The following is a 26596-nucleotide window of genomic DNA, read 5'->3' on the forward strand; positions in this document are numbered from 1 at the left end:
ATAGCGAAACCCAACAGAATCTCCTTGGAGTTGGGTTACTCTTTCGAGAAGGCTTCGCCTACGTTCCTCAAGCCAACCTACATTTTGCTCAAATTTATTTAGTTAATGGAAATCAAGCTACAGTCAATAATCAACAATGAAAAATCAACAATTATTGAATTTAATGGGTCTAACTAGCACCATTTGCTTAGTTGCAGCAGCCCCCGTACAAGCAGGGGTTGTCGAAGTCACCGATGTACTACTCAATCCCACATCCGCCGGACTTGAAGTCATCTTAGAAACAAAAGATGATAGCCAAACGAGAGTGTTTACCGCCTCTCACGGAAATACCTTCTTTGCCGATATCATTAATAGTCAATTAGCCTTACCAGACGGTAAAGAAATTCGCCTCGAAAATCCTAGCGATGATATCGCCTCAGTTCGAGTGTTTCACAAATATGCTAATACTGTTCGAGTGGAGGTGATTGGTCAAGCGGGTGTTCCGACTGTCCAAATTGATCGAAATAATCAACAATTAGCATTTAGTTTAGTTGCGCCAGTAACGACAACGGCGACTCCACCGACTTCAACACCCCCTGTACCATCCACGGAAGTCCCCTCCTCAGAAACGCCTGCCCCACCATCTACATCAGTCCCCGTTTTCCCTGACACTCCAACCTCACCGTCTCCCGAAGTCCCCGTTTCCCCAGAAACTCCAACCACACCATCCACAGAAGTCCCTATTTCTCCAGAAACTCCACCGTCTACAGAAGTACCCTCCCCGGAATTGGGACAAGAACCTCTAACTCCCACGGAACAGCCACCACTATCCCCAGAAAGTCCTGATCCGCTACTTGAACGAATTATCGTCAGCGTCACCCGTACCGAAGAAGAACTCTCCGATGTCCCGCGTTCGGTAACTGTGATTACCCGCGACGAAATTGAAGAACAAAGCAATTTGACTCAAAATGTGGGTGATATTCTTGGTCAAGTTGTCCCCGGATTTGCACCGCCGACTCAAAGTAGTAGCGCATTTGGGCAATCCCTGCGAGGGCGGAATGTCTTAGTATTAATTGATGGCGTTCCTCAATCCACCAGTCGGAATGTGTTTCGGGATTTGAGTAGTATTGACCCCTCGGCGATTGAACGGATTGAAGTGTTACGAGGTCCCACAGCCATTTATGGGGATGGGGCGACGGGTGGCGTGGTGAATATTATCACCAGACAACCGACAACTGACCAATTTACATCAACCACAGAACTCGGTATCAATTCATCCTTAACTCACGTTGATGACAGTATTGGCTATCATTTACAACAGCATTTCTCGGGTAGACAAGGGACGTTTGACTATGCGTTAACGGCGTCTTTTACGGAGACTAGCGGCTTCTTTGATGCAGAAGGCGATCGCATTCCACCTGATCCGAATGGACAGGGAGGGTTAGCTGATGCGGATATCCTGAATCTTTTGGGTAAAGTTGGCATCGATTTGAGTGAAGATCAACGCTTGCAATTGACCATTAATCACTTAAATGATCAACAACATACTGATTTCACCACTGATCCCAGGATTCTGGACATAGACGGACGGCAAAAAGCCCGCGCCTTGGAAGGTTTGGAGTTAGATGATCCCCAAGGTACAACAAATACGGTGATCAATCTTGACTACAGTCATCAAGATATCTTTGGGAGTCAGCTAAAAGGACAACTCTATTATCGTGACTATTCCACCCGATTTTTCCCTTTTGATGCCCGTAATTTTGATAGTTTAGGGAATGTTATTTTCCAATCTGAACTCGAATCGGACAAATGGGGCGGTCGCTTCCAGGTTGAAACGCCCTTAGATCCCAATGAGTTTATTACATTACTGTGGGGATTGGATTACTCTAGTGAAGACAGTTCTCAACCCGTTTCTGTTTTTGACGAAGATAGATTTGAACGGAGTAACGGGTTAGTGTTCCGAGAAACCGGGGAACGATCGTGGACACCTCCTTTTGACCAAAATAGTCTGGGATTATTTGCCCAGTTGAAATGGGATATTAGTGAAAGCTGGATTCTCAATGGCGGCATCCGTCATGAACGAATTGGTGTTAATGCCGATGATTTCACGACGATTCGCGGCGATAATATTGGCGGAGGTGAGTTAGATTATGATGCCACGTTGTTTAATATTGGTGCTGTCTTTTACGCGACCGATGAGTTAGATTTATTTGCCAACTTTGCCCAAGGATTTTCTGTTGCTGATGTTGGTTTAGCGTTGCGAAATGCCCCGGCTGGTTTTTCGGTTGAATCCTTACGTCCCGAAGCCCAAAAAGTCGATCACTTTGAATTAGGAATTCGGGGAAATTGGCGAACGGTGCAAGCTTCTCTGGTTGGCTTTTACAACGAATCTGACTTAGGCACAACCTTTACCGCACCCGGAACCGTCGTGCGATCGCCCCAGCGGGTTTACGGTGTAGAAGCCACTCTGGATGTACAACCTGCCCAGAATTGGCTATTAGGAACAACGGTGAGTTGGACAGAAGGAAAACGGGATAGTGATGATGATGGCGATTTTGATGCGGATTTGGATGGGTTTACAATTCCCCCGTTGAAACTAACCGCTTATGTGGAAAATCAAACTACACCAGATTGGCGCAATCGTCTCCAGCTTTTATTTTCGGGAAATCGTGATCCAGAGGGAACCGGATTTGGCTTAAATGAGGTGGATAGTTATGTGACGTTGGACTATATTAGTCAGATTCAATTGGGTCAAGGAGTTCTGGAAATCGGGGTTCATAATTTATTGAATAACCAGTATTTTCCCGTGGTTTCGCAACTGCAAACCAATGAATTGAGTAATGCGGCGGCGAGGGGGATTACGTTAGGGGTTAGTTATTCGTTGACGTGGTGATTTATCAAAACACTGATTTCACGGATTTATTGGAGAGATTGGGGTAGGGAGGTGAAAGTTTAGTCACACAGATTACACGGAGGATTTAGTAGCTGAGAAGGGCGGGTTTAATTACGTTATCGGTCATTGACAAAATGTTATCGGTAAAACCCGCCCCTACAACCTTAAAGGGTAAGGTGGACAATGCCCACCCTAAGTAGGTTGGTGGAAATAAAATTAACCCTATTAAGTTATGTTAATAAGCCTCAAACCCTTACAAATGACAAATGACAAATGACAAATGACGAATGACAAATGACAAATGACAAATGACGAATGACAAATGACAAATAACAAATGACAAATGACAAATGACAAATGACAAATGACACTTACTGCTAATAATCTAACTATTTGTTACGGTGAAAAACCGATTGTTCCCAACCTCTCAATCACTCTGCCAACAGGAGAGGTGACAGCTTTAATTGGACCGAATGGATCAGGTAAAAGTACCATACTGCGAACCTTGGCACGCCTAATCCAACCGAGTAAAGGAACCGTTTATCTCAAGGGTCGTAATATCGCCCAGATGCCGACTCGTGAGGTTGCCCGTCAGTTAGCTATGTTGCCTCAATCTTCGGAGATACCTGCTAATATTACCGTTTGGGAATTAATTGGCTTTGGTCGCTATCCTCACCGCAGCTTACTGGGTAACTTTTCTACTAAAGATATCGCCGCAATGCGATGGGCGCTGGAAATAGCAGGGTTAGAACCGTTGGCGGATCGTTCTGTGGACACTCTCTCCGGCGGTGAACGCCAACGGGCGTGGATTGCCCTGGCGCTAGCACAACAAACTCAGGTGTTATTACTGGATGAACCTACCACATTTCTGGACATCCGTCATCAGCTTGAGGTACTGTCTTTAGTCCGGCGCTTAAACCGTGAACATCAGATTACCGTGGGATGGGTGCTGCATGACTTGAACCAAGCCGCCGCCTATAGCGATCGCTTAATTGTACTGTCTCAAGGGCGAGTTGTGGCGTCAGGATCTCCGGCTGATGTGATCACCGCGCCGACAATTTGGGATGTTTTCGGGGTGGAAATGGTTGTGGTTCCTCACCCCATCAATGGTTTACCGTTATGTGTTCCCTGTGATTTAGGCAAAACCGATGAATCGAATTAACCGACGCCAATTTTTAGTCACGGCGGTACTCTCTGCCCTAGGCGTTGCCTGTACACCGTCTCCCCAGCAATCTGCACCTGTAACCAACACCGCTACCCGCGTGGTGGCATTGGAATGGGAATATGTCGAAGATCTTTTAGCATTGGGAGTGCAGCCTGTGGGTGTTGCCGATATCCCAGGGTATCAGCAATTTGTGCAAATTGAGCCAACCCTGGCAGAAACGGTAGTCGATGTGGGTACACGTCAGGAACCTAGCTTGGAAGCGATCGCACAATTGCAACCTGACTTGATTTTAGGTGTGGAGTTACGCCATGAACCGATCTACGATACCTTATCTGCGATCGCGCCAACCCTTTTATTTAATCCCTATCCCGCTGCCGAGGAATCCACACAACTGGAACGGATGCAGCAAACCTTCTTAGAGATTGCCGATGCTGTCAACCGACGCCCCCAAGGGGAAGCGGTTCTCAACCAGATGCAGGAAACCTTTAACCAGGCGGCTAACCAATTGCAAGAGTCTAATCTGGCAACTCGTCAATTTCTATTGGGGCAATTTGTCCCCGGCGTTCCCCAGTTACGCCTATTTACTAATGATGCCATGGCGGTGCAAATTTTAAGCCAAATTGGTTTACAAAATGCCTGGATTGGGGAATTTGATCGCTTTGGATTTAATCCGGTATGGGTGGAAGCTTTACCTAGTGTTGAGGAAGCGAATTTCCTCTATATTGCTGAAACCAAGAATACGCATTTTAAACAGTTACAGAAAAATCCAGTTTGGCAGAACTTACAGTTTGTGCAAGAGAATCGCCTGTATCCCATAGGAGAAGATACTTGGGTATTTGGGGGACCTTTGTCAGCCCAGGTGCTGATTGAAAACGTGGTTAGCGCTTTTTGATTGTGTAGGGGCAGGTTTGACAATTATAGCGCTACGCGCCAGGGAATAGGCAATAGGCAATGGGCAATAGTGAAGACAAAAGGTGAGCTGACAAGGGATTGACCCTTCGACTTCGCGGCAATTGAGCCTGTCGAAATTCAGGGTCAAGCGATTTGAATTTTTCTTGATATAGCGCTACGAGGATACGTTAGGACATCAGTTAGTCCAAGAGGGAACAGGGAACAGGGAACAGGGAACAGTAAAGAATGTCCTAACCTGTCTTAGTACCGCTATATGTCCTAACCTTAGTGCGTAGTGCTATATCCTTTTTTGAGACCCTGATTTGACTAAACCCGCCCCTACAAAAATGGGTTGAATTTTCAAAGGACGAGTATGACAAATAACAAATGACGAATGACGAATGACGAATGACAAAGGACTAAGGACAAGTCTGATCGCCCTGTTACTGCTTTTGGTTTTTGCCATTCATATTACCCAAGGGCAGGCAGATATTCAGATCAGCACGATTATCACCGCGATTTTCTCCCCAGATAACACCACGGCTGATAATCTGGTGCGTTACGTGCGCTTACCCCGTGCCACGATTGGCGTGATTGCGGGTACGGCGTTAGGCATCGCGGGGGTTTTACTTCAAACCGTGACTCGTAACCCCTTGGCATCTCCAGCCACGTTGGGGATTAATGCAGGTGCTTATTTAGCCCTCACCACTGCCGCGATCGCAATGCCGACTTTATTTGCCCAATCCCCTGTGCTGGTGGCATTTGCGGGAGGAATGGTAGCGGCGTTGTTGGTTTATGCGATCGCCTCTAGTGTGCAAATCACTCCGATCCGGCTGACGTTGGCAGGTGTGGCGGTTTCGTTGATGTTAGCGGCGTTGACTGCCCTATTACAGCTATTTTATGAAAATGAAATTGCGGGTTTATTTTTTTGGGGTGCGGGTTCCCTGGTGCAAACGGATTGGAGTGGCACGGTTTATGCTGCACCGAAGGTATTGGTAGGGGCAATTGTTGCGATTGTGATGGCGAAATCCCTTGATGTACTCTCACTGGGGGATGAAATTGCCCGATCGCTCGGTCAACGGATACAATTAACTCGCTTAATGGCGACTGGGGTAGGTATCTTTTTAGCCGCCGTAGCCGTAAGTGTGGTGGGACCCATTGGTTTTGTCGGGTTGGTTGCGCCTCATCTGGGGCGCTTGATGGGATATCAGAAACATCAACACCTCCTACCCTTAGCCGCCCTTTGGGGGGCTGTTCTATTAGTGGGGGCGGATGTGGTGGCGCGATTTGTCACCGGAACGGTTAGCGAATTGCCTGCGGGTACCGTTACTGCCTTAATTGGCGCACCGTTTCTCATCTGGCTGGTGCGGGTTTCTCTGTCGGGACAACGGGGAACGGTTGGGGAATTTGCGGTGTCAGGGAAATCCTCTCGCCGTGTTTCGTACCCGGTTTTACTCCTAATTGTGATTGGATTACTCCTCATCAGCCTAGTGGCTGGCTTATTATTAGGCGGGATTTCCCTCAACGGGCAGCAACTCTTAAATACCTTAGTCGGGCAGGGTACAGCCCTTTCAGAACAAGTCCTTTTCCACCTGCGCCTCCCCCGTCTTTTAGTCGCCCTCTTCGCTGGTGCATCCCTAGCCGCCAGTGGTTTACTCCTGCAGGGTGTGGTTCGTAATCCCTTGGCTGGACCCGAAATTATTGGGATTACCTCCGGGGCTGGGTTGGGGGCGGTGTTTGTTCTGGTAATATTACCGAATGCGCCTGTAGAAGCGGTTTCCATTGCCGCCTTTATCGGTGCGTTTGTCGCCTTTGGTTGCGTCTATTTAGCCGCTTGGCAAGGAGGCGTGTCACCCGCCCGATTAGCATTGGTAGGGATCGCCGTTTCTGCATTTTGTGCCGCCGGGATTAATCTCTTGGTTGCGATCGCGAAATTACGAGTGGCACAAGCTTTAGTCTGGCTGGTGGGCAGTACCTACGCCAGCACTTGGGAACAACTCTGGCGATTACTGCCTTGGTTTCTGATTTTACTGCCGTTAGCGTGGCTGATCTCGCGTTGGCTGGATTTAATGGCATTGGGGGAAGACTTACCCCGTACCCTAGGATTATCCTTGGAAAAAGCTCGTCTCATTTCTGTTGCGATCGCGGTTGGTTTAGCGGCGACAGCCGTTTCTACAGTGGGTACGATCAGTTTTGTCGGCTTACTCGCCCCCCACGCCGCCCGTCTCCTCGTCGGTTCTCGTCATCGCCAACTGCTCCCCATTGCCGCAATTTTGGGAGCGATTTTGGTCACTCTAGCCGATAGTATAGGTCGAATTGTCCTTGCTCCCAGAGAAATGCCTTCAGGACTTGTTACAGCGTTAATTGGCGCTCCCTATTTCCTGTGGCTACTTTATCGAAATCAAAAGTAAAATTTTAGGGAAGAGAGAAAAATTTTTGAGAATTCCAGGACTATGCCTCTGGTAACTGCATAGGTTCCCAAACGTCAGAGATATAAAGGGTTATGCTCCTTCCTACATAACCCCCTCAGGCAATATCTGAGGGTTTTTTTTGACTTTTCACCTTTTTTTCACAATTGTTCGATAGGTTTAATCATAGTTGTTACCCTGATGTGGAAGTGATTACCCACCCCCTGCTAAAATGGCGGGGGTCTTTTTTTGTCTATTTTTTTTTGTCAATGTTGGTCGGTGCGCCGATCATCAGCTTCATATCTTGATTTACACTCTTTACAGGGAAAAAGCAATGACCAATGACCAATGACCAATGACGAAGGACAATTCATGAGTTCAACACTTCAGCGTCAAATTCAGCAGTTTTACGACGCCTCCTCCGGACTGTGGGAACAGGTTTGGGGCGAACACATGCACCATGGTTATTATGGTCCGCTGGGTCGTGAGAAAAAAGGTCGGCGTCAGGCGCAGATTGATTTAATTGAGGAACTGCTGAATTGGGGTGATGTGCAGCACGCCGAGAACATCTTAGATGTAGGGTGTGGGATTGGCGGAAGTTCTTTGGACTTAGCCCAACGGTTTGGGGCAAAGGTACAAGGGATTACGCTGAGTCCCGTCCAAGCGGCGAGAGCAACCGAACGGGCAAAGGAGGCGGGGTTAGAAACTGCGGTGGAGTTTCAGGTGGCTGACGCCTTGGATATGCCGTTTGCGGATAACTGTTTTGATTTTATCTGGTCGTTAGAAAGTGGGGAACATTTACCCGATAAGCAGAAATTTCTGGCAGAATGCTACCGGGTTCTGAAACCAGGTGGGACATTTCTGATGGCGACGTGGTGTCATCGTCCGATTACGCCAGCCACGGGAGATTTGACGATGGATGAAAAGCAGCATTTAGAGCAAATTTACCAGGTTTACTGTTTACCTTATGTGATTTCATTGCCAGAGTACGCCGCAATTGCCCGTGAGTTATCTTTTGCGGATATTCGCACTGATGATTGGTCAGATGCAGTCGCACCGTTTTGGGATATTGTCATTGATTCAGCCTTTGAACCCCAAGCATTAATCGGTTTACTCAAAAGTGGTTGGGGTACAGTGCAAGCGGCGCTATCGTTGGGATTAATGAGTCGGGGGTATCGGCGGGGTTTGATTCGGTTTGGTGTACTCTCTGCTCAGAAACCATCTTTAAATCGCTTGACCCTGAGCGAAGTCGAAGGGTCAATCCCCTGAAGGGGTGACAAACTCGCGTAAAAGGTAGGTAGGGTATGGGGTGTGGGGTATGGGGTGTGGGGAAAATATTAGAGAAACTAACTGTGATGGTGATACGCCCCAATTTCGGGTTGAAAGGGAGCGATTTCTGGCTTCACATCCACGCCTAACTGATTCAACATCGCCTGTAAAACGGAGTCAGGTGACAAGCGTAAATAGTGGGGAGTGACTTCCAAGGGGACGTGGCGATTACCAAGGTGATAGGCGGCTCGCAGTAAACTCAGGGTATGGGGAGACGTAACGGTTAAAACAGGTTCGGGTTTCGCCGCAATCTGCACCACTATCTCACCTGTCTCAGATTGGAGTAAATCCCCATCATTGAGAATCGTCCCTCTCGGTAAACGCAGATACAAACCCTGACCCTCTGGGGTTTCAAAGCGGTAGCGTGTCCGGGTGCGTTCCTCGGCGGTGAGGGAAAGTGTAAAATTAGCGGAGAGTTTTGTCGCTGAGTTCAAGCGTTGCGTCAACGTCAGCATAAATTGCCCAATCTGTCAAGCTAAAGTACAAGCTAAAGTGACCGTTTCAGGCGAATCAGTTGATTCTGAATTTGCCGTTGTAAATCGGGGTCTAATTGAGCTGTATTAGTAATGGCGTTAAATTGAGCCATGTTGAATCCCTGACTTTCACCAATTTCTTTGGCTTTATTGCAGTAGTTGACGGCAATTCCTTGGACATCAGAGGGGAGTTCTTTGAGAGAATCGGGTTGGGTACAGGTAATATTAGGAATCTGGTCTTGGTTTATCTGTTGCTGAATTTCGCTGAAGGCAGTTTGACGGCTATTTTCGATCGCCAGAAGTGCCTTGGCGTAATTCCTGATTTCTTCTTCGGTGATAGTTTCGGGTGGCAATGGGGAAATAGTGGGACTTGCCTCTGGAGTGGAGTTAGAGGCACATCCAGAGAGAATGAGGGCGAGTGCGGTTACACAACTCGTCCAGGGAATCTTATAGGTTCGCGATCGCGCCTGTATGGGCATGGAATCCGATTCAAGTAGCAACGGCAAAGTGTAGCTCTATTTTGACAGGTTTTGACCGTTTGGAGCTCAGGAACTTAGTAAAACTCAGGGTTCTTGCTTATATCTAGAGTTCCTTACCGAGCGTTATGATACCACAAGAGTGGCTTATCGTTGGCTGGATTCTTGCTGTCTTTGTAATGCATCTTGAATCCGCTGTCGTAAATTACCATCTTTTTCCGCCAGACGTGTAATTTGATTGAATCGGGAGGGGGTTAAATAATTATTCACCAGCGCTAACGCTTGGTTACAATAAGTATTGGCAATTTTTCGCGCCTCCTGAGACGGCAGTTGATTGATGGTTTCTGAGCGATGACACTGGATATCAGGAATGTTGCCATTTACGATTTTTTTAATTTCGTTATAGGCAACTTGGCGCAAGGGTTCCATGGCTAAAACTGCTCTAGCATAGTTGGTAACTTCCGCCTCGGTAACCGCTTGTTGAGCATAGACAGCACGGCTGAAGTCCAAACTTAGAGACTGTCGCGAAAGTTCGGGAATGAACCCAGACAGTAAACCTAAGCTGGTTAGTGCAGCTACAATAAGTGGACGAGAGAAACGAGGCACATGAGGGTGATTACAGTAGGACGTGATCATGACGATCGCAAATAATTAAACAGTACACAACAAAACCCAGAGTGGGCTTGTTTTTCCTGAACTATTTTAGGGGATAGAAGTTCCGCTGTCGGGTGTGAGGGTGTCGGGTGTCGGGTGTTGGGTGTTGGGTGTTGGGTGTCGGGTGTGAGGGTGTGGGGAAGTTGGGGAAGCTGGGGAAGCTGGGGAAGCTGGGGAAGCTGGGGAAGCTGGGGAAGCTGGGGAAGCTGGGGAAGCTGGGGAAGCTGGGGGAGATGGGAGACAAAATTTCTATTGCCTATTCCTTGATAAATGACAAATGACAAATGACCAATGACAAATGACAAATGACAAATGACAAATGACGAATTAATGACGAATTAACGACAAATTTGACACAGTTTTATCACCTGGGTTTGCAGAGTGGAGAGTCCATCAGCACCTCGTTTTAGGCTAACCTCTAACTCTAATAAAACTCGTAACGTTGCCATTAATTGATCCAGGCTGAGGTGTTGCACATCTTTCTTCAAGAAGTAAATACGCTTAGGGTTACCAACTTCGGCGGCGTTAGCAATAACTTTTATATCCTTTTCTCCCTCACTCATCATTAGCTTCACCCATAACCAAGTGCGAAATTGTCCCACAAGGGTGGCGACAATTCGTAATGGGTGTTCGTTGTTGTTGATTAAGTCAGCAATCAATCCTAATGCTTTAGTTGTATCGCCTTTGAGGATACTCCCGGCTAATTGTAAGCTATTGTGAGTTGTGGTGGTGACTAATGCAAAAACAGCGCGTTCATCTAAGCTAGTTGTCTCATCGCCTGCGTAAAGGCGTAATTTGTCGAGTTCGTTGGTAAGTTGGCGGGTATTGTTACCCACTGCATCAGCGAGGAGTTCAGCCGCTAGGGGAGTGAGTTTAACACCAGTGGTTTGGGCGTAGGATTTAACCTGTTGGACTAATTCCTCGGTTTTCCAGGGGGGAATTAGCGGAAATTCTCGGATTTTGGCGTGTTTTTGCAGCAGTTTGGTGGATTTGAGCCGTCCATCGGGGCGATTATGACTGGTGAGGAGTAATATAGATTCTGGTGGAATAGCGGGGAGAGTGCGTCCAAGTTCAGCCAGAACGTTTTCGGAACAGTTTTGGCAAACGGTGGTATCGACTAGCCAGACTAATCGTCCTCCCATCCCAAATGGGGGAGTCATCGCTTGATTGAGTCCCTGAATTACGGCATCGGGTTGGTCTGGGGGAATTCTATCATAGTTAAAACTCAGCCAGTTGGGGTCGAGGACGGACTGGCGCAGTTCGTTGACGGCTTGGGTAAGGGCGAAGTCATTGTCTCCCCAATAAAGATAAATTGGCATAAGGACGTTTAGCGTATTCGGAGGAAATTCAACGTGGATGATACTTATCCAACCTATGTCAATCGGGTGGCGAGGATGACTGTACCCGATAGTTATCATTCCCAGTTACCCAATATCCAGGAGTCACCGAAGTTTGAGCATCTGGCTGATGGCACAACTAAGGCGGTTAATTTTCCAGGATACACGGTGATGACTCCACCCTGGGAGGATGAGTCGGAGAATGGGGCGTTTTACGGGAGTTTACAGGAGTTACAAGGGATATTAGAGCAGGAATTGCCCAGTTTCATGATATCGCTTCCGCCTGAGAGTTTTCATTTCACGCTGGCGGATTTAATTTGGGAGAATAATTATCGGGATGCGGTGCAGAATAATCCAGAGTTTGATCCACAACTTCAGGGACGCATTCGAGAGAGTTTTGGGCAATATCAGGAGTTGTATAGGAGTTCTTATCCTATATATTGGCAGTTTTTTGGCGTGATTGTTATGCCGCGTGCGATTGGGGTTTGTTTGGTGCCAAAAGATGAGGAGTCTTATCAACGAGTGGTTGAGTTCCGGCGTTGTCTTTATCAAAATCCAGGGTTAATTGGTTTGGGGGTTGAGCAGCAGTACCATTTTACGGCGCATATTACGTTAGGATACTTCGGGAAAATTCCAGCACAGCTTGAGCGCGATCGCATTAGTAGTATGTTATCGGATTTGAATCAGCAATGGTTAGGGAAGGAGGATAATTTATTTTTGGTTAAGCGGGCTGAGTTGCGGAAGTTTGATAATATGACTCATTTCTATCGCAAATCGGATTTTCCGGTTGTTGAGTTTTGATCTGAGTTAGTGTGGGGTGGGGGGAATGTTTACGTTGATAAGTTTAAAACCCGCCCTCTTTTAGGTTGTTGAAGATGGGATTTGTGTATTTGCGGTGTGAATGGTTTTGTCTCAGAATTGAATCGTTTTTAACGCAGAGGTTCGCAGAGGTAAGCGCAGAGGGACGCAGAGGGTTTGGCGTTACTTATAGGTAGAAGATGGTAGGATGTTTCTGGCTAATTTTCGACTGAATCGAGGGCGGAAATTATAGTAATTTTATCCAAGAGTGAACCCAATAACTACGTATCATTAATCAACCTTCTGTCCGGGAGCCTCCTGCATTCTGCTATAATTGGGTGGTTTTAGGCTTTTCGAGTGAATAATAAATCATGGCAACTAATCTAGAGATTTTTAAGTCCCCTCGATTTACGGGTGAAGTGATCCAAGCTGATATTGAATTTTTTGATTCTCTAGAAACGATTGATCGCTTTGCGGCTAACAATGACTTACAAATATTTGTTACCCAGTCAGTTCGTCAACAAGGTGTTCCGATTGGAGGAGCTATTGTTCCTCCCGCCAGTCGGTCAAATCACTTAGTCGGTCATGCTATCGACATGAATATTCTATTAAATGATCGCCTCTTTAATAGTACTGATCTGAGATCAAGTAATTTGAGAAATCTGCCAGTTGCTGTCCAAGATTTTATCAGAAGTATACAAATTGATCCGATTCTGCGATGGGGAGGAGATTTTGGTGATCCTGTTCATATTGATGATGGCTTAAATCTGAGACAACCGCTTACTTGGGCGGCTAAGTTTCCGATTATCCAGGCGGAATTGGTTGGTGGATTACCTCCTGATGATTCAGAACAAGAAAGACTATTGTTTCTGACTCGCCCATTTATGCGGGGAGAGGATGTACGTGCTGTTCAAGAAGCGTTGATTCAACGAGGCTTTGATATAGATGCAGATGGTATATTTGGTCCCTTAGCGGATGCAGCCGTAACCGCGTTTCAGGCAAGTCAAGGTTTGACTGTAGATGGGGTGGTTGGTTCTCAAACTCGACAAGCATTGGGGCTGTAATTTGATAAAAAATAAAGATAGTGATTGACTTAAATAACTGTGAACTACAAAATAAGTTACTCTGTAGCAACGAGATAAGGGATGATTAAGTAAGTTAACTAAATATAGTCACTAAGTAGAAAACGGCACGCTCATTAAGTTTGGTAAATCGCCCTCAAACCCTTACTGTTCCCTGTTCCCTATTCCCTATTCCCTGATCTCAACCGTTAACTTTAATTGTGTCCACCTACTTATGAATCCGCTAAATCATCCAATTCTAGAGCAAAGTTTTGCTATCATTGACCAAGAAATTGGCGAACATGACTTCACGCCTGATGAATATGCAATTGTCCGGCGGGTGATTCACAGTACCGCTGATTTTGAATTGGCTAAACTGATTTATTTTAGTCCGGAGGCAATTACATTAGGAATTACCGCCATCCAGAATAAAGTCCCGATTATTACTGATGTGGGTATGGTTAAACAGGGAATTACGGGAATGGTGAGTAAGACGTTTGGGAATCTGGTAATGGCGGCGGTTGAACAAGCATCGGTGGCGCTTCCGGGGAAAACTCGCACGGAAACGGGTTTATTAAGTTGTTATTGTCAGTTTCCTGAAGCTATTTATGTGTTTGGTAATGCGCCGACTGCACTGTTAGCATTATGTGCTGAGTTGCAACAAGCTTCAGTAAAACCAGCTTTGGTTATTGGCGCACCTGTAGGATTTATTTCGGTTGTGGAAGCAAAAGAGACTTTAGCAAAAACCCCAATTCCGCAAATTCGGATTAATGGGCGCAAAGGAGGTTCCCCGGTTGCGGCGGCGATTCTTAATGCTTTAATTGTCTTAGCGTGGGAAAATTCGTGAATTTAACTTATAAGCGTTTGTAGTAAGCGCTTGTAGTAAGCGCTTTAGCGCTTCTGGCACTAAAGTGCCTACTACGAACCTAGTTACCTTGTGGTGGGCAAGAGCAATAAACGATATGATAAAAAATTTAAGGATTCTAACTCTTGCCCACCCTACATGAAATATTAATAACAAATAACGAATAACAAATGACAAATGATATTCATGTAGTCGGAATCGGTTTAGATGGCGTGGCGGGACTTACAGAATCCGTGCGACAATTAGTAGAACGGGCGACGCTGTTAGTGGGGAGCGATCGCGTCATGAGTTACTTCCCTGATCATCCCGCACGCCGCCTGGTTTTGGGCGATTTGACGCAGGTGATCCGCGAGATTCGTCGTCAGTTGGCTAAGAATGAGCCAAATTGCTGTATCATTGTGTTAACCAGTGGCGATCCTTTGTTTTTTGGCTTGGGACGTTTATTATTAGCTGAATTGCCACCTGAACATCTCACGTTTCATCCCCATGTCAGTGCAGTACAATTAGCATTTAGTCGGGTGAAAGTCCCTTGGCAAGATGCGGTGATGATTAGTAGTCACGGGCGTTCGTTAGAACGGTTAACCCAAGCGCTACAACAGGGAACTGATAAAATTGCCGTGCTGACGGATAAAATAAATACGCCGAGTGCGATCGCAAATCTGTTACTTGATCTGGATTTACCCTGTGAGTACCAGTTTTGGCTGTGTGAAAATTTAGGTGGAACTGATGAACGGGTGCGGTGTTTGCCTGTGGATGCGGTACACTTAGAAGCGATCGCGCCGCTGAATGTGGTGATTCTTTTGCGTCAGTCTGAACCGAGTGATATTCCCCTAGATGTCGCCACTTTACCTATTTTAGGGCTATCGGATCACAGCTTTGCCAGTTTTCGCGATCGCCCGGGTTTAATGACTAAGCGAGAAATCCGTACTCTGATTTTAGCGGAACTCTCCCTACAACCAGAACAAATTATCTGGGATATTGGTGCAGGAACGGGTTCCGTCTCGGTTGAAATTGCCCGATTATCGCCTACGTCTCACGTCTATGCGATTGAAAAAACGGCGATGGGAACGGCTTTAATTGAACAAAATTGCCGCCGTTTACAGGTTACGAATGTTACCTCTATCTATGGTACAGCACCGGATATATTATCTCAACTGCCCACCCCCCAGCGGGTGTTTATTGGCGGAAGTGGCGGGAATTTGTTGGCGATTTTAGAACGAACCCAGGCACAATTAGGAGATAATGGCATAGTAGTGTTAGCCTTAGCCACCTTAGAACACCTGAATCAGGCAGTCAACTGGTTTAGCGATCGCGGTTGGACGTATCGATTGTTACAAGTTCAGCTTTCCCGTTCCATTCCCATCGCCCAACTCACCCGTTTTACCCCCCTGAATCCGGTGACGATTATTCGAGCTATGCGATCGGATAAAATAGAGGGTGCTGAATAGGTATTGGGGTGGGGTTATACCAAATCCGCCTTTATCACCCCCTTTTTCCACGGCGATTGAAATCGCTGCTACACAAACAAAGTCCGCCTGCGCGGACTAGGTTATAACGGGGGTAGCGTTCCCCGGATTTGGTATTAGAGAGCAGGGGAGCAGGGGGAGCTGGGGAAGCCATGTAGAGACGTGCCATGGCGCGTCTGGAAGCTGGGGGTGAGGGCTGTTTAAACCACAAAACTCGCCCTGATTCATACGTCGTAGATTATGTAGAGACGCAGCAGGCTACGTCTGTCATCAGTGACATGAAGCAAGTTACAGTTTATCTCAACCATGGAAAACACTGTACCGGAAGCTCCGATAACGGCAGAACCACCATCGAGAACCATATCTTGTATCCCGGTGATATGTGTATTGTTGATCCCGCCAATTCCAAAAAACACAAATACAGAGGTAGAATTGGCAGACTGGATGGCACTCAACGAAAAGGAATTCCCCGACTTTGTTTCACCGACAAAAAAGGGGGTTATGGTTACATCAATCCCGTTGATCTCTCCCCTCTCCCCGCCAATCTACCCGCCATTACCAGCATTAAATCATCGTCCCAAAAACCCCATCCCACCTTTCCGGTAGACTTACCGCCAAAAGTTCCCGGCGATAAAGACAGTCTACAACGCGCCATCTGTCTCCTGGGAAATCGCACTAAATCCGAACTGAAACAGAAACACCAAACCGAATTAAGAGAGCTAATTGGCACCTATCCCAACGCCCAGAGAGCCGCCGATTGGAAGAAAGGATTAAAGCAAGTGGTTAAACAGTCGGATTGATGGAGATGAGGGAGATATGCTATGGCACGTCTGTGTGTAGGGGCTGGTTTAGGGAATAATATTGATGGCTATCCCTAGCTTAGCTGCAAAACCCGCCCCGACCAAATGACGAATGACAAATGACGAATGACAAATGACCCAAAAATTTCGCCAGCTAATCCAACAACCCGAAACCCTCATCCTTCCCGGCGTCTACGATTGCATCAGCGCCAAACTCGCCGAAAAAATCGGCTTTGAAGCCATCTTTACCAGTGGCTTTGGCATTTCCGGTTCCACCCTAGGTAAACCCGATTACGGTTTTCTCACCGCTACCGAAATGCTGAATAGCGCCGGACGAATTGCTGAATCTGTTACCATTCCCCTTATCGCCGATATTGATACCGGGTACGGAAACCCCCTCAATGTTATCCGTACCGTCACCGATATCGTTAAACTTGGTATAGCCGGAATTATCCTCGAAGACCAAGAGTTGCCCAAGAAATGTGGTCATTTTGCCGGAAAACGGGTAATTCCCGCCGCAGATCATATTCAGAAAATCCGCGCCGCCGTTCACGCTCGTGGTAAAAATGAATTAGTGATCATTGCCCGTACTGATGCCCGTGCGCCCTTGGGACTCGACGAAGCGATTAATCGCGGACGTGCCTATTATGAGGCTGGAGCGGATATTATCTTTATAGAAGCACCCCAATCTATTGAAGATTTACAGGCGATCGCATCAGCACTTCCTAATGTGCCTCTGTTTGCCAATATGATAGAAGGGGGCAAAACTCCGGTGCTGTCGGGTCAACAATTGCAAGCGTTAGGCTTCAAAATCGTCGTCTATCCCCTCTCTGGCTTATTTGCAGCAACTAAAGCCATGATGGACTGTTTGACTCATTTGCGCCAACAGGGGACTACCGCAGGCTTTTCCAATCTCGTCTCCTTCCCAGAATTTGAGCAGCTTATTGATGTACCGCACTATCGCCAACTCGAACAGCAGTTCACTGTATCAGAAGCATCACCACCGGAGGAAACGTGATGAGAGGATGGGGGAGTTATCAGTGAGCAGTTATCAGTTATCAGGAGATGGGGAACACCTCGACTTCGCTCGGTGTGTCAGATGGGAGAGATGGGGGAGTTAGTTCAATAGTATTGCACTTGGTCAGGCGGGACGCAATATGGCTCAGATAAGCTTCTCCCTCAGCTCCCCCAGCTTCCCCAGCTTCCCCAGCTTCCCCGGCTTCCCCAGCTTCCCCAGCTTCCCCGGCTTCCCCGGCTTCCCCAGCTTCCCCGGCTTCCCCAGCTTCCCCAGCTTCCCCGGCTTCCCCGGCTTCCCCAGCTCCCCCAGCTTCCCCAGCTTCCCCAGCTTCCCCGGCTTCCCTGATTGATCCGGTTGACCAATAGAAGAATGCCGGTATACATGGGTAGAAAGGGACGCCATCTTCAAAACTTAACCGGAATGCCCTGAAATCCCCTGTAGACGGCAACTACACCCAACAATTACGGTTCTGCCCACTGATACAGTCCATCATACAGAGGTAAAGTGTTAGTAGAAAGTACATAAAAATTTACAAATAAGGGTAAATCGTTTACCCCTTCAGCCAATCATATACCGCTCGGCAAAGGAAACCAACCATGTTTGAACATTTTACAGACAGAGCTATCAAATCGATTATGCTCGCCCAAGAGGAAGCCCGTCGCCTGGGACATAACCTCGTGGGAACGGAGCAAATTCTCTTGGGATTGCTGCGAGAAGGAACCAGTGTGGCGGCGATTGTCCTCAAAGATATGGATGTCACCCTGGAATCAACCCGGAAAGTCGTCGAGAAAATCATTGGTCGCGGATCAGGCTTTGTTCCAGCAGAAATTCCCTTCACTCCCAAAGCCAAACGCCTGTTTGAGCAATCCTTCAAAGAAGCTCGACAACTGGGACATAATTATATCGGTCCAGAGCATTTGTTACTCGCCATCCTTCAAGACAGCGACAGCGTTGCGGGTAAAGTGTTACAAAGTTTAGGCGTCAATCCATCCACCGCCCGCACCAAACTGATTCAAGCCATTGGCGAAGTAGCAGCGGCTGCAACCGCTAGAGGACCCGGTACTTCAATGATGGGTCGCACCTCAAAGTCCGCGACTCTGGAAGAGTTTGGCAGGAATCTCACCCAGTTAGCCTCAGAAGGTAAGTTAGACCCTGTGGTGGGTCGTGTCAAGGAAATTGAACGGATTATCCAGATTTTAGGACGCCGCACCAAGAATAATCCCGTATTATTGGGAGAACCTGGCGTGGGTAAAACCGCGATCGCAGAAGGATTGGCGCAACGGATTTCCGATAGTCAGGTGCCAGAACTGTTGGAAAATAAGCAGGTGATCAGCCTGGATATCGGATCACTGATTTCCGGGACTCGTTTCCGGGGTGATTTCGAGGAACGCATCAAGAATATAATGGCGGAAGTGCGCGAAGCCGGAAATATTATCCTGGTGATTGACGAAATTCATACCTTAGTCGGTGCTGGAGCGTTAGAAGGCGGATTAGATGCAGCAAATATCCTCAAACCCGCATTAGCACGAGGCGAACTCCAGTGTGTTGGGGCGACGACGTTGGATGAATATCGCAAGCATATTGAGCGAGACGCCGCCCTAGAACGCCGTTTCCAACCGATTATGGTGGGTGAACCCTCGGTTGAGGAAACCATTGAAATTTTGCAGGGATTACGGGATGCTTATGAGCAGCATCACCGAGTAGAAATCTCTGATCATGCGTTAGATGCAGCGGCGAAACTGTCCGATCGTTATATTAGCGATCGCTTCTTACCGGACAAAGCCATTGACTTGATTGATGAAGCTGGAAGCCGTGTGCATCTGATTCATTGTCAGCCGTCTCCCGCGACACGCGACATCAAGCGTCAAATGCGTCAGGTAACCAAAGAAAAAGAAGACGCCGTTCGTCTCCAGGACTTTGAGAAAGCCGCCCAATTGCGCGATCGCGAACAGGAACTGGAAACTCAGCTTCAGGCGGTTCTGCAAGAGGAAACCGACGAAGATACCCCTGTGCAGACACCTCTGGTAAATGAAGAAGATATTGCCCACATTGTCTCCTCCTGGACAGGTGTACCCGTCAACAAGCTGACCCGATCCGAATCAGCCCTGCTGCTGCACATGGAAGATACCTTGCACCAACGCTTAATTGGTCAAGAAGAAGCCGTTACAGCCGTCTCCAAAGCGATTCGGCGGGCGCGGGTGGGATTAAAAGACCCGAATCGACCCATCGCTAGCTTTATCTTCTCTGGACCGACAGGAGTGGGTAAGACGGAATTGGCGAAAGCATTGGCGGCTTACTTCTTCGGGTCAGAAGAGGCGATGATTCGCTTGGATATGTCCGAATACATGGACCCGCACACCGTCTCTAAGCTAATCGGTTCGCCTCCCGGATTTGTCGGCTATGACGAAGGCGGTCAACTTACAGAAGCCGTCCGGCGTCAACCCTACACAGTACTCCTGTTTGACGAAATCGAGAAAGCACACCCCGATGTCTTCAATAGTCTCTTACAACTGTTGGATGATGGTCGGTTAACAGATGCTAAGGGTCGTACTGTAGACTTCAAGAACACCCTGATTATCATGACCTCGAACATCGGTTCGCGGGTGATTGAAAAAGGTGGCGGTGGTTTCGGATTTGAAGATTCAGACAACCTGGCTGAGTCTCAATACAACCGGATTCGTAGCCGTGTGAATGATGAACTCAAGGACTATTTCCGTCCAGAATTCCTCAATCGCCTTGACGATATTATCGTCTTCCGTCAGTTAAACCGAGATGAGATTAAGCAAATTGCTGATCTCCTGTTGGTGGAAGTGTCAACTCGCTTAGTTGAACAGGGAATTACCCTGGAAGTGACGGAACGCTTCAAAGAGCGTTTAGTCGAAGAAGGGTATGATCCCAGTTATGGGGCGCGACCTTTACGTCGGACGATTATGCGGCTATTAGAAGATAGCTTAGCGGAAGCCATGTTAGCGAGTGAGATCCTTGAGGGAGAAACCGCTGTGGTTGATGTAGATGAGAATGGTGAGGTGAAGGTTTTACCCGGTGAATCGCCAGCGCGATTGCTGCAACCTGTTGGTTAAATTTTAGCAACCTAGACGTAGCATGTAACTTGTTCTAGACGTAACATGCTACGTCTTTTTTTTTACAACTTTTTTACCACCAAAACCGCCGAATTAGCCACGTCACCAAAGCCGCAACAAAGGCGACTGTTAACTATAGCACTACGAGGATACGTTAGGACATCAGTTAGTCCAAGAGGGACCCAAGGATTTAGATGTGCAAGTAACCAAAGATGCGGTGATGATTAGCGGCGAACGCAAATCTGAAGCCAAGACTGAAGAAGGAGGAATGACGCGCAGTGAATTCCGCTATGGTAAGTTCCGCCGCGTAATTCCCTTACCCGGACAAGTTGAGAATACGCAAGTCCAAGCTGACTATAAAGACGGCATTCTAAATCTCAATATTCCCAAAGCGGAAGCAGAAAAGAACAAAGTCTTTAAAGTGAACCTTGGCTAATCAGAATCGGTGCGAATTCAGATTAACTAGGCTTGTAGACAGCCCTCACCCCCAACCCCTCTCCCAAGCTTGGGAGAGGGGAGCCATCAACTGATATCATGTCCTGACGATTACCCATAATTGCAATGCTGTAATAACAAGGGTTTCAGGCGTTTTTATTCGGGGTGTTTGACCGGACATGATATGATAGTAATAAAGACAAAGATTAATTAGGGGCTGATGAACAAAACCGAAACCCTTACCCATCAATACTTTGAGCTTTATTGACAGAGGGTTTGATTCAAGGAAATCGGGTAGTATTCTTTAAAGGTATGGCATCACCTTGCTCAGGAAAAATGTACCCTTGCTCCCCCAGCTTCCCCCGCTCCCCCTCACCACAACACTTATTCAGCAGACCCTAATTAGGGCGAGTTTTGGTGAGCCGTTATCGGTGAGGTCGGGCGGGTTTTGTTGTACATTTATCGGTGAGGTCGGGCGGGTTTTGTTGTTCCGTTATTTCAGCAATAGCTGACGTTAGTTCCTAAACCCGCCCCTACAGTCCCTAAACCTGCCCCTACATTAGTTTCTAAACCCGCCCCTAGATTAGTTTCTAAACCCGCCCCTACAATTGATGCTAATCATCAATCACGAATTATTAATCTCCAATCTCCTGAAGCGCCTGTCGCACATCATCTCTAATTTCTTCAGCACATCCTTTAACAGGTTTATGACAGTAATCCGCCACCGATAAAGGTGAACCAATACGAATATCAACATCGCATCCCTTGTGCGGTACAGGTTGACTATAATGAATCCGAATTGGCACAATCTTAATCCCTAAACCCGGTTGATCCGTTTCTGCATGAAGCGCAATCCGAGCCAATCCTGGTTCTAAGGGTTGGATGTCTTCCGTCCGAAAAATATCGCCTTCAGGGAAAATAACCAGAACTTTTCCCTTCTCCAATAACTCAATTCCGTGACGCAGACTGGAAATTCCCGGATGTTTAGGATCAACGGGGAATCCGCCTAAACGACGAATAAACCACCCTTGCACGCCTTTCATTTCATCAATCGACACCATAAACTGTAAATCTCGTCCGGTAATATCTCGACCAGCGGCATAAGCTAACATCAGCGCATCCCAGCGAGACCGATGGGTGGGTGCAAAGATAACTGGATTATCTTTGGGTAAATTCTCCCGTCCCTTGACCTGAATCTTGCCAAAGTAAAAAGGCAAAACCAGGTAACGCCCTAGGGGATAGACTAGGCGCACTAACCACGGCGAAACATGAGAGGTAGTTGCCTCTTCCTTGGTATTGGTGGAATGGTCTTGAGTTTTGTCGGGGGATTTAGTCTGGCTCATTGTGGCAATTGGTGATGTGTAAGCCAAAAATTTTCATTACAGCTTTACCTTAGGTGTTATGACCTAGACTATCCTCTGCCTAAAGGTTGATGACGTTAGTTTGTAGTAAGGGCTTTAGCCTTTATCAAAGGAGGCAGCGCCAGGAAACGAGACTGGACTAGGGCGGGTTTTGTTGTTGATTTATTGGTGAGGAGGGCGGGTTTTGTTGTTCCGTTATTTCAGCAATAGCTGACGTTAGTTCCTAAACCCGCCCCTACATTAGTTTCTAAACCCGCCCCTACAATCGACTGTAATTGCACAAAAATCTGCCTGTTGAATGGTGCAAGACTTGCTTCACCTATGCCACCTTCAAATTAGGTACAGATACTCAAACAACAATATGTCTTATCATTACGAACTCCTCATCATTGGTGCAGGGTCTGGCGGACTAGCAGCAGCGAAACGAGCCGCTGCTTATGATATCAACGTTGCTGTGGTGGAAAAAGAATCCCTAGGTGGCACTTGTGTCAATCGCGGCTGCATTCCCAAAAAATTAATGGTCTATGCGGCTGATTTTGCCTTACAAGATCAACTCGCCACCAGCTATGGCTGGAGTGAATGTCAACGGCAAATCAATTGGTCACAATTTCTCAGCAAAATCCACCACCATATCGATAAACTGAATCAATCCTATCTGCAAACACTGGAGGAGGCGGGAATCGACCTGATTCGCGGTCAAGCCAAATTTGTGGATGCTCATACGATAACTGTAAGCGATCGCCAAATTACTGCCAATAAAATTATTATTGCTGTGGGTGGGCATCCCATCGTACCCAATATCCCTGGCAAAGAGCATGGGATTACCTCCCGCGAAATGTTTCACCTGCAAGAATTGCCCAAACGACTGGCAATTATTGGCGGCGGCTATATTGGTGTAGAATTTGCCAGTATGATGGATGCTTTGGGATCTGAGGTCACGCTGATGGATGTCGAGGAATCAATCTTACCTGGGTTTGATCACGATATCCGCATGTCTGTGCAAAAGAGCTTAAGTCAACGGGGAATTCGGATTCTGACTCAAACCACAGCCAAAGAAATTAGCCAAGGAAGCGATGGAATCCAACTCAGCTTATCTGGGGACTATCAGGAAACCCTGAACGCCGATACTGTCTTAATTGCCACCAGTCGCGCCCCCAATACGAAAGACTTGGGTTTGGAAAACACGGAGGTTAACGTCAGTGAAAAAGGCGTCATTGAGGTGGATGAGTACAGCCGCACGACGCAGGATACTATTTTTGCCATTGGTGATTGTACCAATCGTATCCCCTTAACCCCCGTCGCCATCGCTGAAGGTCAAGCTGTTGTAGATACGGCAATTGGCAACCAGCCCCAGTCTGTCAATTACGACGATGTTCCCTCTGCGGTGTTTACCCGCCCAGAAGCGGCGACTGTGGGAATGACACAAAGCAAGGCGCAGAAAAAATTTGGTGACTCCGTGCGCTGCTACCGCACTGAATTTAAACCCATGCTTTACAGCCTGAGTGAACAAGACGAAAAAGCGATGATCAAATTAATCGCTGAGGGCGAAAACCAACGCATCGTGGGCGCTCAGATGGTGGGTGAACATGCGGCGGATATTATGCAAACTCTCGCCGTGGCGATTCGTCAGGGTGTCAACAAGCAAGAGCTAGATGCGACGATTTGTATCCATCCCACGATTGGAGAAGAGGTTCTCACGCTGGACTAAATCTGGGTTAACTCGAATGGTACTGACTGGCAGGCTGGTGGGCAATGCCCACCCTACGATATCTCAAGGGTTTCGGCGGATAAAACGGCAGAAGGCGAGCCTGCCATTTGGGTTAACTCCCTTTTGGTGGGGACAAGGCAAATGGTATGGTTTTCATTTCTTAAGAATACGGAAAATTGCGGTAATCTGCGGTAATATATACATATACATAGGTCGATAAAATTACCCCATGAAATTATTGGATTACGCTCTCATCACAAGACGTCAGGCGAGCGTAAGACGGAAAAACTCATGCTTCGAGCTGCAATTAATATGGAGACAATGAGACTTGTGGAGAAGCACGTAATTCGTAAAGGAAGTCGAGAATGGAAAGAGATTGATGATTTGGCATTCAAGTCTAAAAATCTTTACAACCGAGCCAATTACGAAATTCGTCAACACTTCTTTAAAACCAACCAGATCCTCTCCTACAACGAGATGGCATCTCGGATGCGACTAGAGGAGTCTTATTGTGCCTTACCTCGCAAAGTCTCTCAACAAGTCCTGCGTTGCTTGGACAGGAACTGGAAAGCATGGAAAGAAGCTAATAAGGCATACAATAAAAACCCGGTCTTATTCTTGGGCAAGCCCAAGCTTCCCAAGTATAAAGATAAAGAGAAGGGGCGTAATCTGCTGGTTTACACCATCCAGGCTATTAGCTCGAAAGAGCTTCAAAAAGGATGGATTAAGCCATCGGGAACAAACCTTATGATATCTAGCAACAAGCAGGATATCAATGAAGTAAGAATTGTTCCCCGCCTGAATTACTACGTGGTTGAGGTGATTTATGAGCAACCCATTCAGCAATTGGTTAGCGGTGAAGCGGTAGCCGATGTAGATATTGGACTGAACAACTTAGCGGCTGTAACTTCAAATCAAAAAGGGTTTAAACCTTTCCTGATTAACGGCAGACCTATTAAAGCGGTTAACAATTACTACAACAAGAAAAAAGCCGAACTGCAATCTCAACTTAATGGAAACAGAAAAACGTCAAACAGAATTCAATGTTTATCAACTAAACGAGGATTCAAGATTGACGACTATCTCCACAAGTCCAGTCGGTTTATTATCAATCAGTTAGTTGAGAACAACATCTCAACTCTCGTGATTGGTAAAAACGAGAACTGGAAGCAAGGAATCAGTATCGGTAAGGCTAACAATCAGAACTTTACTAGCGTTCCTCATGCAAGATTTATCGAGATGTTGACCTATAAAGCTGAACGGGTTGGCATAAAAGTCATCATCACCGAAGAATCTTATACGTCGGTTGCTAGTTTTCTGGATGGAGATTTTATTCCTGTTCACGGAAGCCCAGAGGCATTAGCCGCAAAATTTAGCGGTCGTCGTGTTAAGCGTGGGTTGTACAAATCGAAAATCGGCATCAAATTCAACGCCGACATCAATGGTAGTTACAACATCATTCGCAAAGTAGTCCCAGATGCTTTTGGCAATGGGATAGAGGGTGTAGTAGTTCACCCAGTCAAGATTACTCTGACCAACTAATTTCCGCGTTTTTCCGCAAAATTAGGAACTATTCAGGCACACATTGGGATACTCCGACAACAGCAAACACTGAAGTCTGTCGGTGAATCAATTAAGAGTTATAACAGCTTGGTTGACGCCTATTATCAGGGAGAAGCTAATCGTCCATCCTTGCCTAAGTACAGGAAAAAAGGTGGTTGGGCGGCGGTAACTTTTCCTAAGCAAGCTCTAACCTACAAAGACGGGTGTTTTCGCCCATCCACGACTCAAAGAATCCAAGCCTGAACTCATCAGTCAGATTGACGCTTCGACTCCGCGAGCGCGTCAACACCGAGCGGAGCCGAGGTGTTGAGTTACCATTGCCAGAGTTTATTGACTCAGACTGGGTTAAAGAAGTAACGATTCGTCCTTGTCTTGGTGAGTTCTGGATTGATTGGGTAATAGACGACTCAAAAGAACCCATTAAAGTCAACCCCAACCTAGACCGGGTGCAGCGTAAACGCAACAACCAAATGAGGGATGCCATTAACAAGGCAGCTAGATTCATCATTAATCGGTGCTTGGCTGACGGAATTGGCAATCTGGTTATTGGTTGGAACGAGGGACTCAAAAACAGTCCCAAGATGGGTAAGCGTGGGAACCAAAACTTCATGCCCATCCCCACGGGCAGGCTAATTGAACGTCTAAGGCAGCTTGACACTGCCGAAGCGGTACGATCTGTTTTCCAATCTGAAACGATCATACCGCGAGAAATGTGAAGCGAGAGTCTTTCAACCCTTCGGCTTCGCTCAGGGTTGAAGCTGAGCGAAGCCGAAGCTTCAAGCTGTCGCGTAGCATCCGCTCTCCAATCCTCTCGCTTTTAAGGAGAGGAGATGTCA

General features: G+C 47.1%; 21 protein-coding genes and 2 pseudogenes. 16 read left to right on the plus strand and 7 right to left on the minus strand.

The annotated features are described in order from the left end of the window. Window positions 1–136 precede the first annotated feature (136 nt). The 5 genes from RIC07_RS14155 (at window position 137) to RIC07_RS14175 (ending at window position 8605) form a co-directional block, all read left to right on the plus strand. On the plus strand, window positions 137–2872 hold the full coding sequence (locus RIC07_RS14155) for a TonB-dependent receptor domain-containing protein (protein WP_446395085.1): 2736 nt from the start codon (window positions 137–139) through the stop codon (window positions 2870–2872). Between the two features lie 364 nt (window positions 2873–3236). Next, on the plus strand, window positions 3237–4034 hold the full coding sequence (locus RIC07_RS14160) for an ABC transporter ATP-binding protein (RefSeq protein WP_446395086.1): 798 nt from the start codon (window positions 3237–3239) through the stop codon (window positions 4032–4034). Then, a complete protein-coding gene (locus RIC07_RS14165; RefSeq protein WP_446395087.1) occupies window positions 4021–4929 on the plus strand; it encodes an ABC transporter substrate-binding protein in 909 nt (302 codons plus the stop codon). Before RIC07_RS14160 ends, RIC07_RS14165 begins: the two co-directional genes overlap by 14 nt. Before the next feature lie 400 nt (window positions 4930–5329). Further along, complete coding sequence (locus RIC07_RS14170) at window positions 5330–7339, plus strand: iron ABC transporter permease (protein WP_446395088.1); 2010 nt, start codon at window positions 5330–5332, stop codon at window positions 7337–7339. 369 nt (window positions 7340–7708) lie between these two features. Then, window positions 7709–8605, plus strand: coding sequence for a methyltransferase domain-containing protein (locus RIC07_RS14175; RefSeq protein WP_446395144.1), 897 nt, complete (start codon window positions 7709–7711; stop codon window positions 8603–8605). 77 nt (window positions 8606–8682) lie between these two features. On the opposite strand, the gene ureE is transcribed toward RIC07_RS14175, so the two are convergent. The 5 genes from ureE to holA form a co-directional block, all read right to left on the minus strand. Then, complete coding sequence (gene ureE, locus RIC07_RS14180; RefSeq protein ID WP_446395089.1) at window positions 8683–9120, minus strand: urease accessory protein UreE; 438 nt, start codon at window positions 9118–9120, stop codon at window positions 8683–8685. A 32-nt stretch (window positions 9121–9152) separates the two neighbouring features. Continuing rightward, window positions 9153–9644, minus strand: a complete 492-nt coding sequence (locus RIC07_RS14185; RefSeq protein WP_446395090.1) for a DUF4168 domain-containing protein — start codon at window positions 9642–9644, stop codon at window positions 9153–9155. 117 nt (window positions 9645–9761) lie between these two features. Continuing rightward, window positions 9762–10250 (minus strand): DUF4168 domain-containing protein, encoded by a 489-nt coding sequence (locus tag RIC07_RS14190; RefSeq protein WP_044210607.1) that lies wholly within the window; start codon window positions 10248–10250, stop codon window positions 9762–9764. After that, window positions 10247–10573, minus strand: a complete 327-nt coding sequence (locus RIC07_RS14195; protein ID WP_446395091.1) for a hypothetical protein — start codon at window positions 10571–10573, stop codon at window positions 10247–10249. Before RIC07_RS14195 ends, RIC07_RS14190 begins: the two co-directional genes overlap by 4 nt. Before the next feature lie 33 nt (window positions 10574–10606). Beyond that, on the minus strand, window positions 10607–11587 hold the full coding sequence (gene holA / locus RIC07_RS14200; RefSeq protein ID WP_446395092.1) for a DNA polymerase III subunit delta: 981 nt from the start codon (window positions 11585–11587) through the stop codon (window positions 10607–10609). Window positions 11588–11620: 33 nt separating this feature from the next. Here holA and RIC07_RS14205 point away from each other — a divergent pair, with 33 nt between their 5' ends. The 6 genes from RIC07_RS14205 to RIC07_RS14230 all read left to right on the plus strand — a co-directional run bounded on the left by RIC07_RS14205 (window position 11621) and on the right by RIC07_RS14230 (window position 17613). Further along, a complete protein-coding gene (locus RIC07_RS14205; protein WP_446395093.1) occupies window positions 11621–12406 on the plus strand; it encodes a DUF1868 domain-containing protein in 786 nt (261 codons plus the stop codon). Between the two features lie 368 nt (window positions 12407–12774). Continuing rightward, window positions 12775–13467 (plus strand): peptidoglycan-binding protein, encoded by a 693-nt coding sequence (locus RIC07_RS14210; protein WP_446395094.1) that lies wholly within the window; start codon window positions 12775–12777, stop codon window positions 13465–13467. Window positions 13468–13699: 232 nt separating this feature from the next. After that, on the plus strand, window positions 13700–14311 hold the full coding sequence (locus tag RIC07_RS14215; RefSeq protein WP_446395095.1) for a cobalt-precorrin-8X methylmutase: 612 nt from the start codon (window positions 13700–13702) through the stop codon (window positions 14309–14311). 188 nt (window positions 14312–14499) lie between these two features. Further along, the gene (gene cbiE, locus RIC07_RS14220) at window positions 14500–15777 is read left to right on the plus strand and encodes a precorrin-6y C5,15-methyltransferase (decarboxylating) subunit CbiE (RefSeq protein ID WP_446395096.1); all 1278 of its coding nucleotides are present in this window, start codon (window positions 14500–14502) and stop codon (window positions 15775–15777) included. Window positions 15778–15962: 185 nt separating this feature from the next. Next, a complete protein-coding gene (locus tag RIC07_RS14225) occupies window positions 15963–16595 on the plus strand; it encodes a hypothetical protein (RefSeq protein ID WP_446395097.1) in 633 nt (210 codons plus the stop codon). Between the two features lie 133 nt (window positions 16596–16728). Beyond that, window positions 16729–17613, plus strand: a complete 885-nt coding sequence (locus RIC07_RS14230; RefSeq protein WP_446395098.1) for an isocitrate lyase/PEP mutase family protein — start codon at window positions 16729–16731, stop codon at window positions 17611–17613. Between the two features lie 40 nt (window positions 17614–17653). Here the strand turns inward: RIC07_RS14230 and RIC07_RS14235 are convergent, their stop codons facing one another. Next, the gene (locus tag RIC07_RS14235) at window positions 17654–18061 is read right to left on the minus strand and encodes a hypothetical protein (protein ID WP_446395099.1); all 408 of its coding nucleotides are present in this window, start codon (window positions 18059–18061) and stop codon (window positions 17654–17656) included. Window positions 18062–18209: 148 nt separating this feature from the next. Here RIC07_RS14235 and RIC07_RS14240 point away from each other — a divergent pair, with 148 nt between their 5' ends. Together RIC07_RS14240 and RIC07_RS14245 are read left to right on the plus strand one after the other, a co-directional pair. After that, window positions 18210–20693: an ATP-dependent Clp protease ATP-binding subunit gene (locus RIC07_RS14240; RefSeq protein WP_446395100.1), complete on the plus strand. Its 2484-nt coding sequence runs from the start codon at window positions 18210–18212 to the stop codon at window positions 20691–20693. A 184-nt stretch (window positions 20694–20877) separates the two neighbouring features. Then, window positions 20878–21129, plus strand: a pseudogene (locus RIC07_RS14245) (Hsp20/alpha crystallin family protein); the annotation flags it as partial. 634 nt (window positions 21130–21763) lie between these two features. Here the strand turns inward: RIC07_RS14245 and RIC07_RS14250 are convergent. Next, window positions 21764–22471 (minus strand): lysophospholipid acyltransferase family protein, encoded by a 708-nt coding sequence (locus RIC07_RS14250; protein ID WP_446395101.1) that lies wholly within the window; start codon window positions 22469–22471, stop codon window positions 21764–21766. Between the two features lie 379 nt (window positions 22472–22850). Here RIC07_RS14250 and gorA point away from each other — a divergent pair, with 379 nt between their 5' ends. From gorA to RIC07_RS14265, 3 genes and pseudogenes are all read left to right on the plus strand, one after another. Next, window positions 22851–24197 carry a glutathione-disulfide reductase gene (gene gorA / locus RIC07_RS14255; RefSeq protein WP_446395102.1) on the plus strand — a complete coding sequence of 449 codons (1347 nt, stop codon included), beginning with the start codon at window positions 22851–22853 and terminating at the stop codon, window positions 24195–24197. Window positions 24198–24518: 321 nt separating this feature from the next. Further along, window positions 24519–25739 carry an RNA-guided endonuclease InsQ/TnpB family protein gene (locus tag RIC07_RS14260; protein ID WP_446395145.1) on the plus strand — a complete coding sequence of 407 codons (1221 nt, stop codon included), beginning with the start codon at window positions 24519–24521 and terminating at the stop codon, window positions 25737–25739. A 60-nt stretch (window positions 25740–25799) separates the two neighbouring features. Beyond that, a pseudogene (locus RIC07_RS14265) lies at window positions 25800–26413 on the plus strand (RNA-guided endonuclease TnpB family protein); the annotation flags it as partial. Window positions 26414–26596: the final 183 nt, after the last annotated feature.

The sequence above is a fragment of the Coleofasciculus sp. E1-EBD-02 genome (genome assembly GCF_040218245.1).
Classification (GTDB): Bacteria; Cyanobacteriota; Cyanobacteriia; order Cyanobacteriales; family Coleofasciculaceae; genus Coleofasciculus.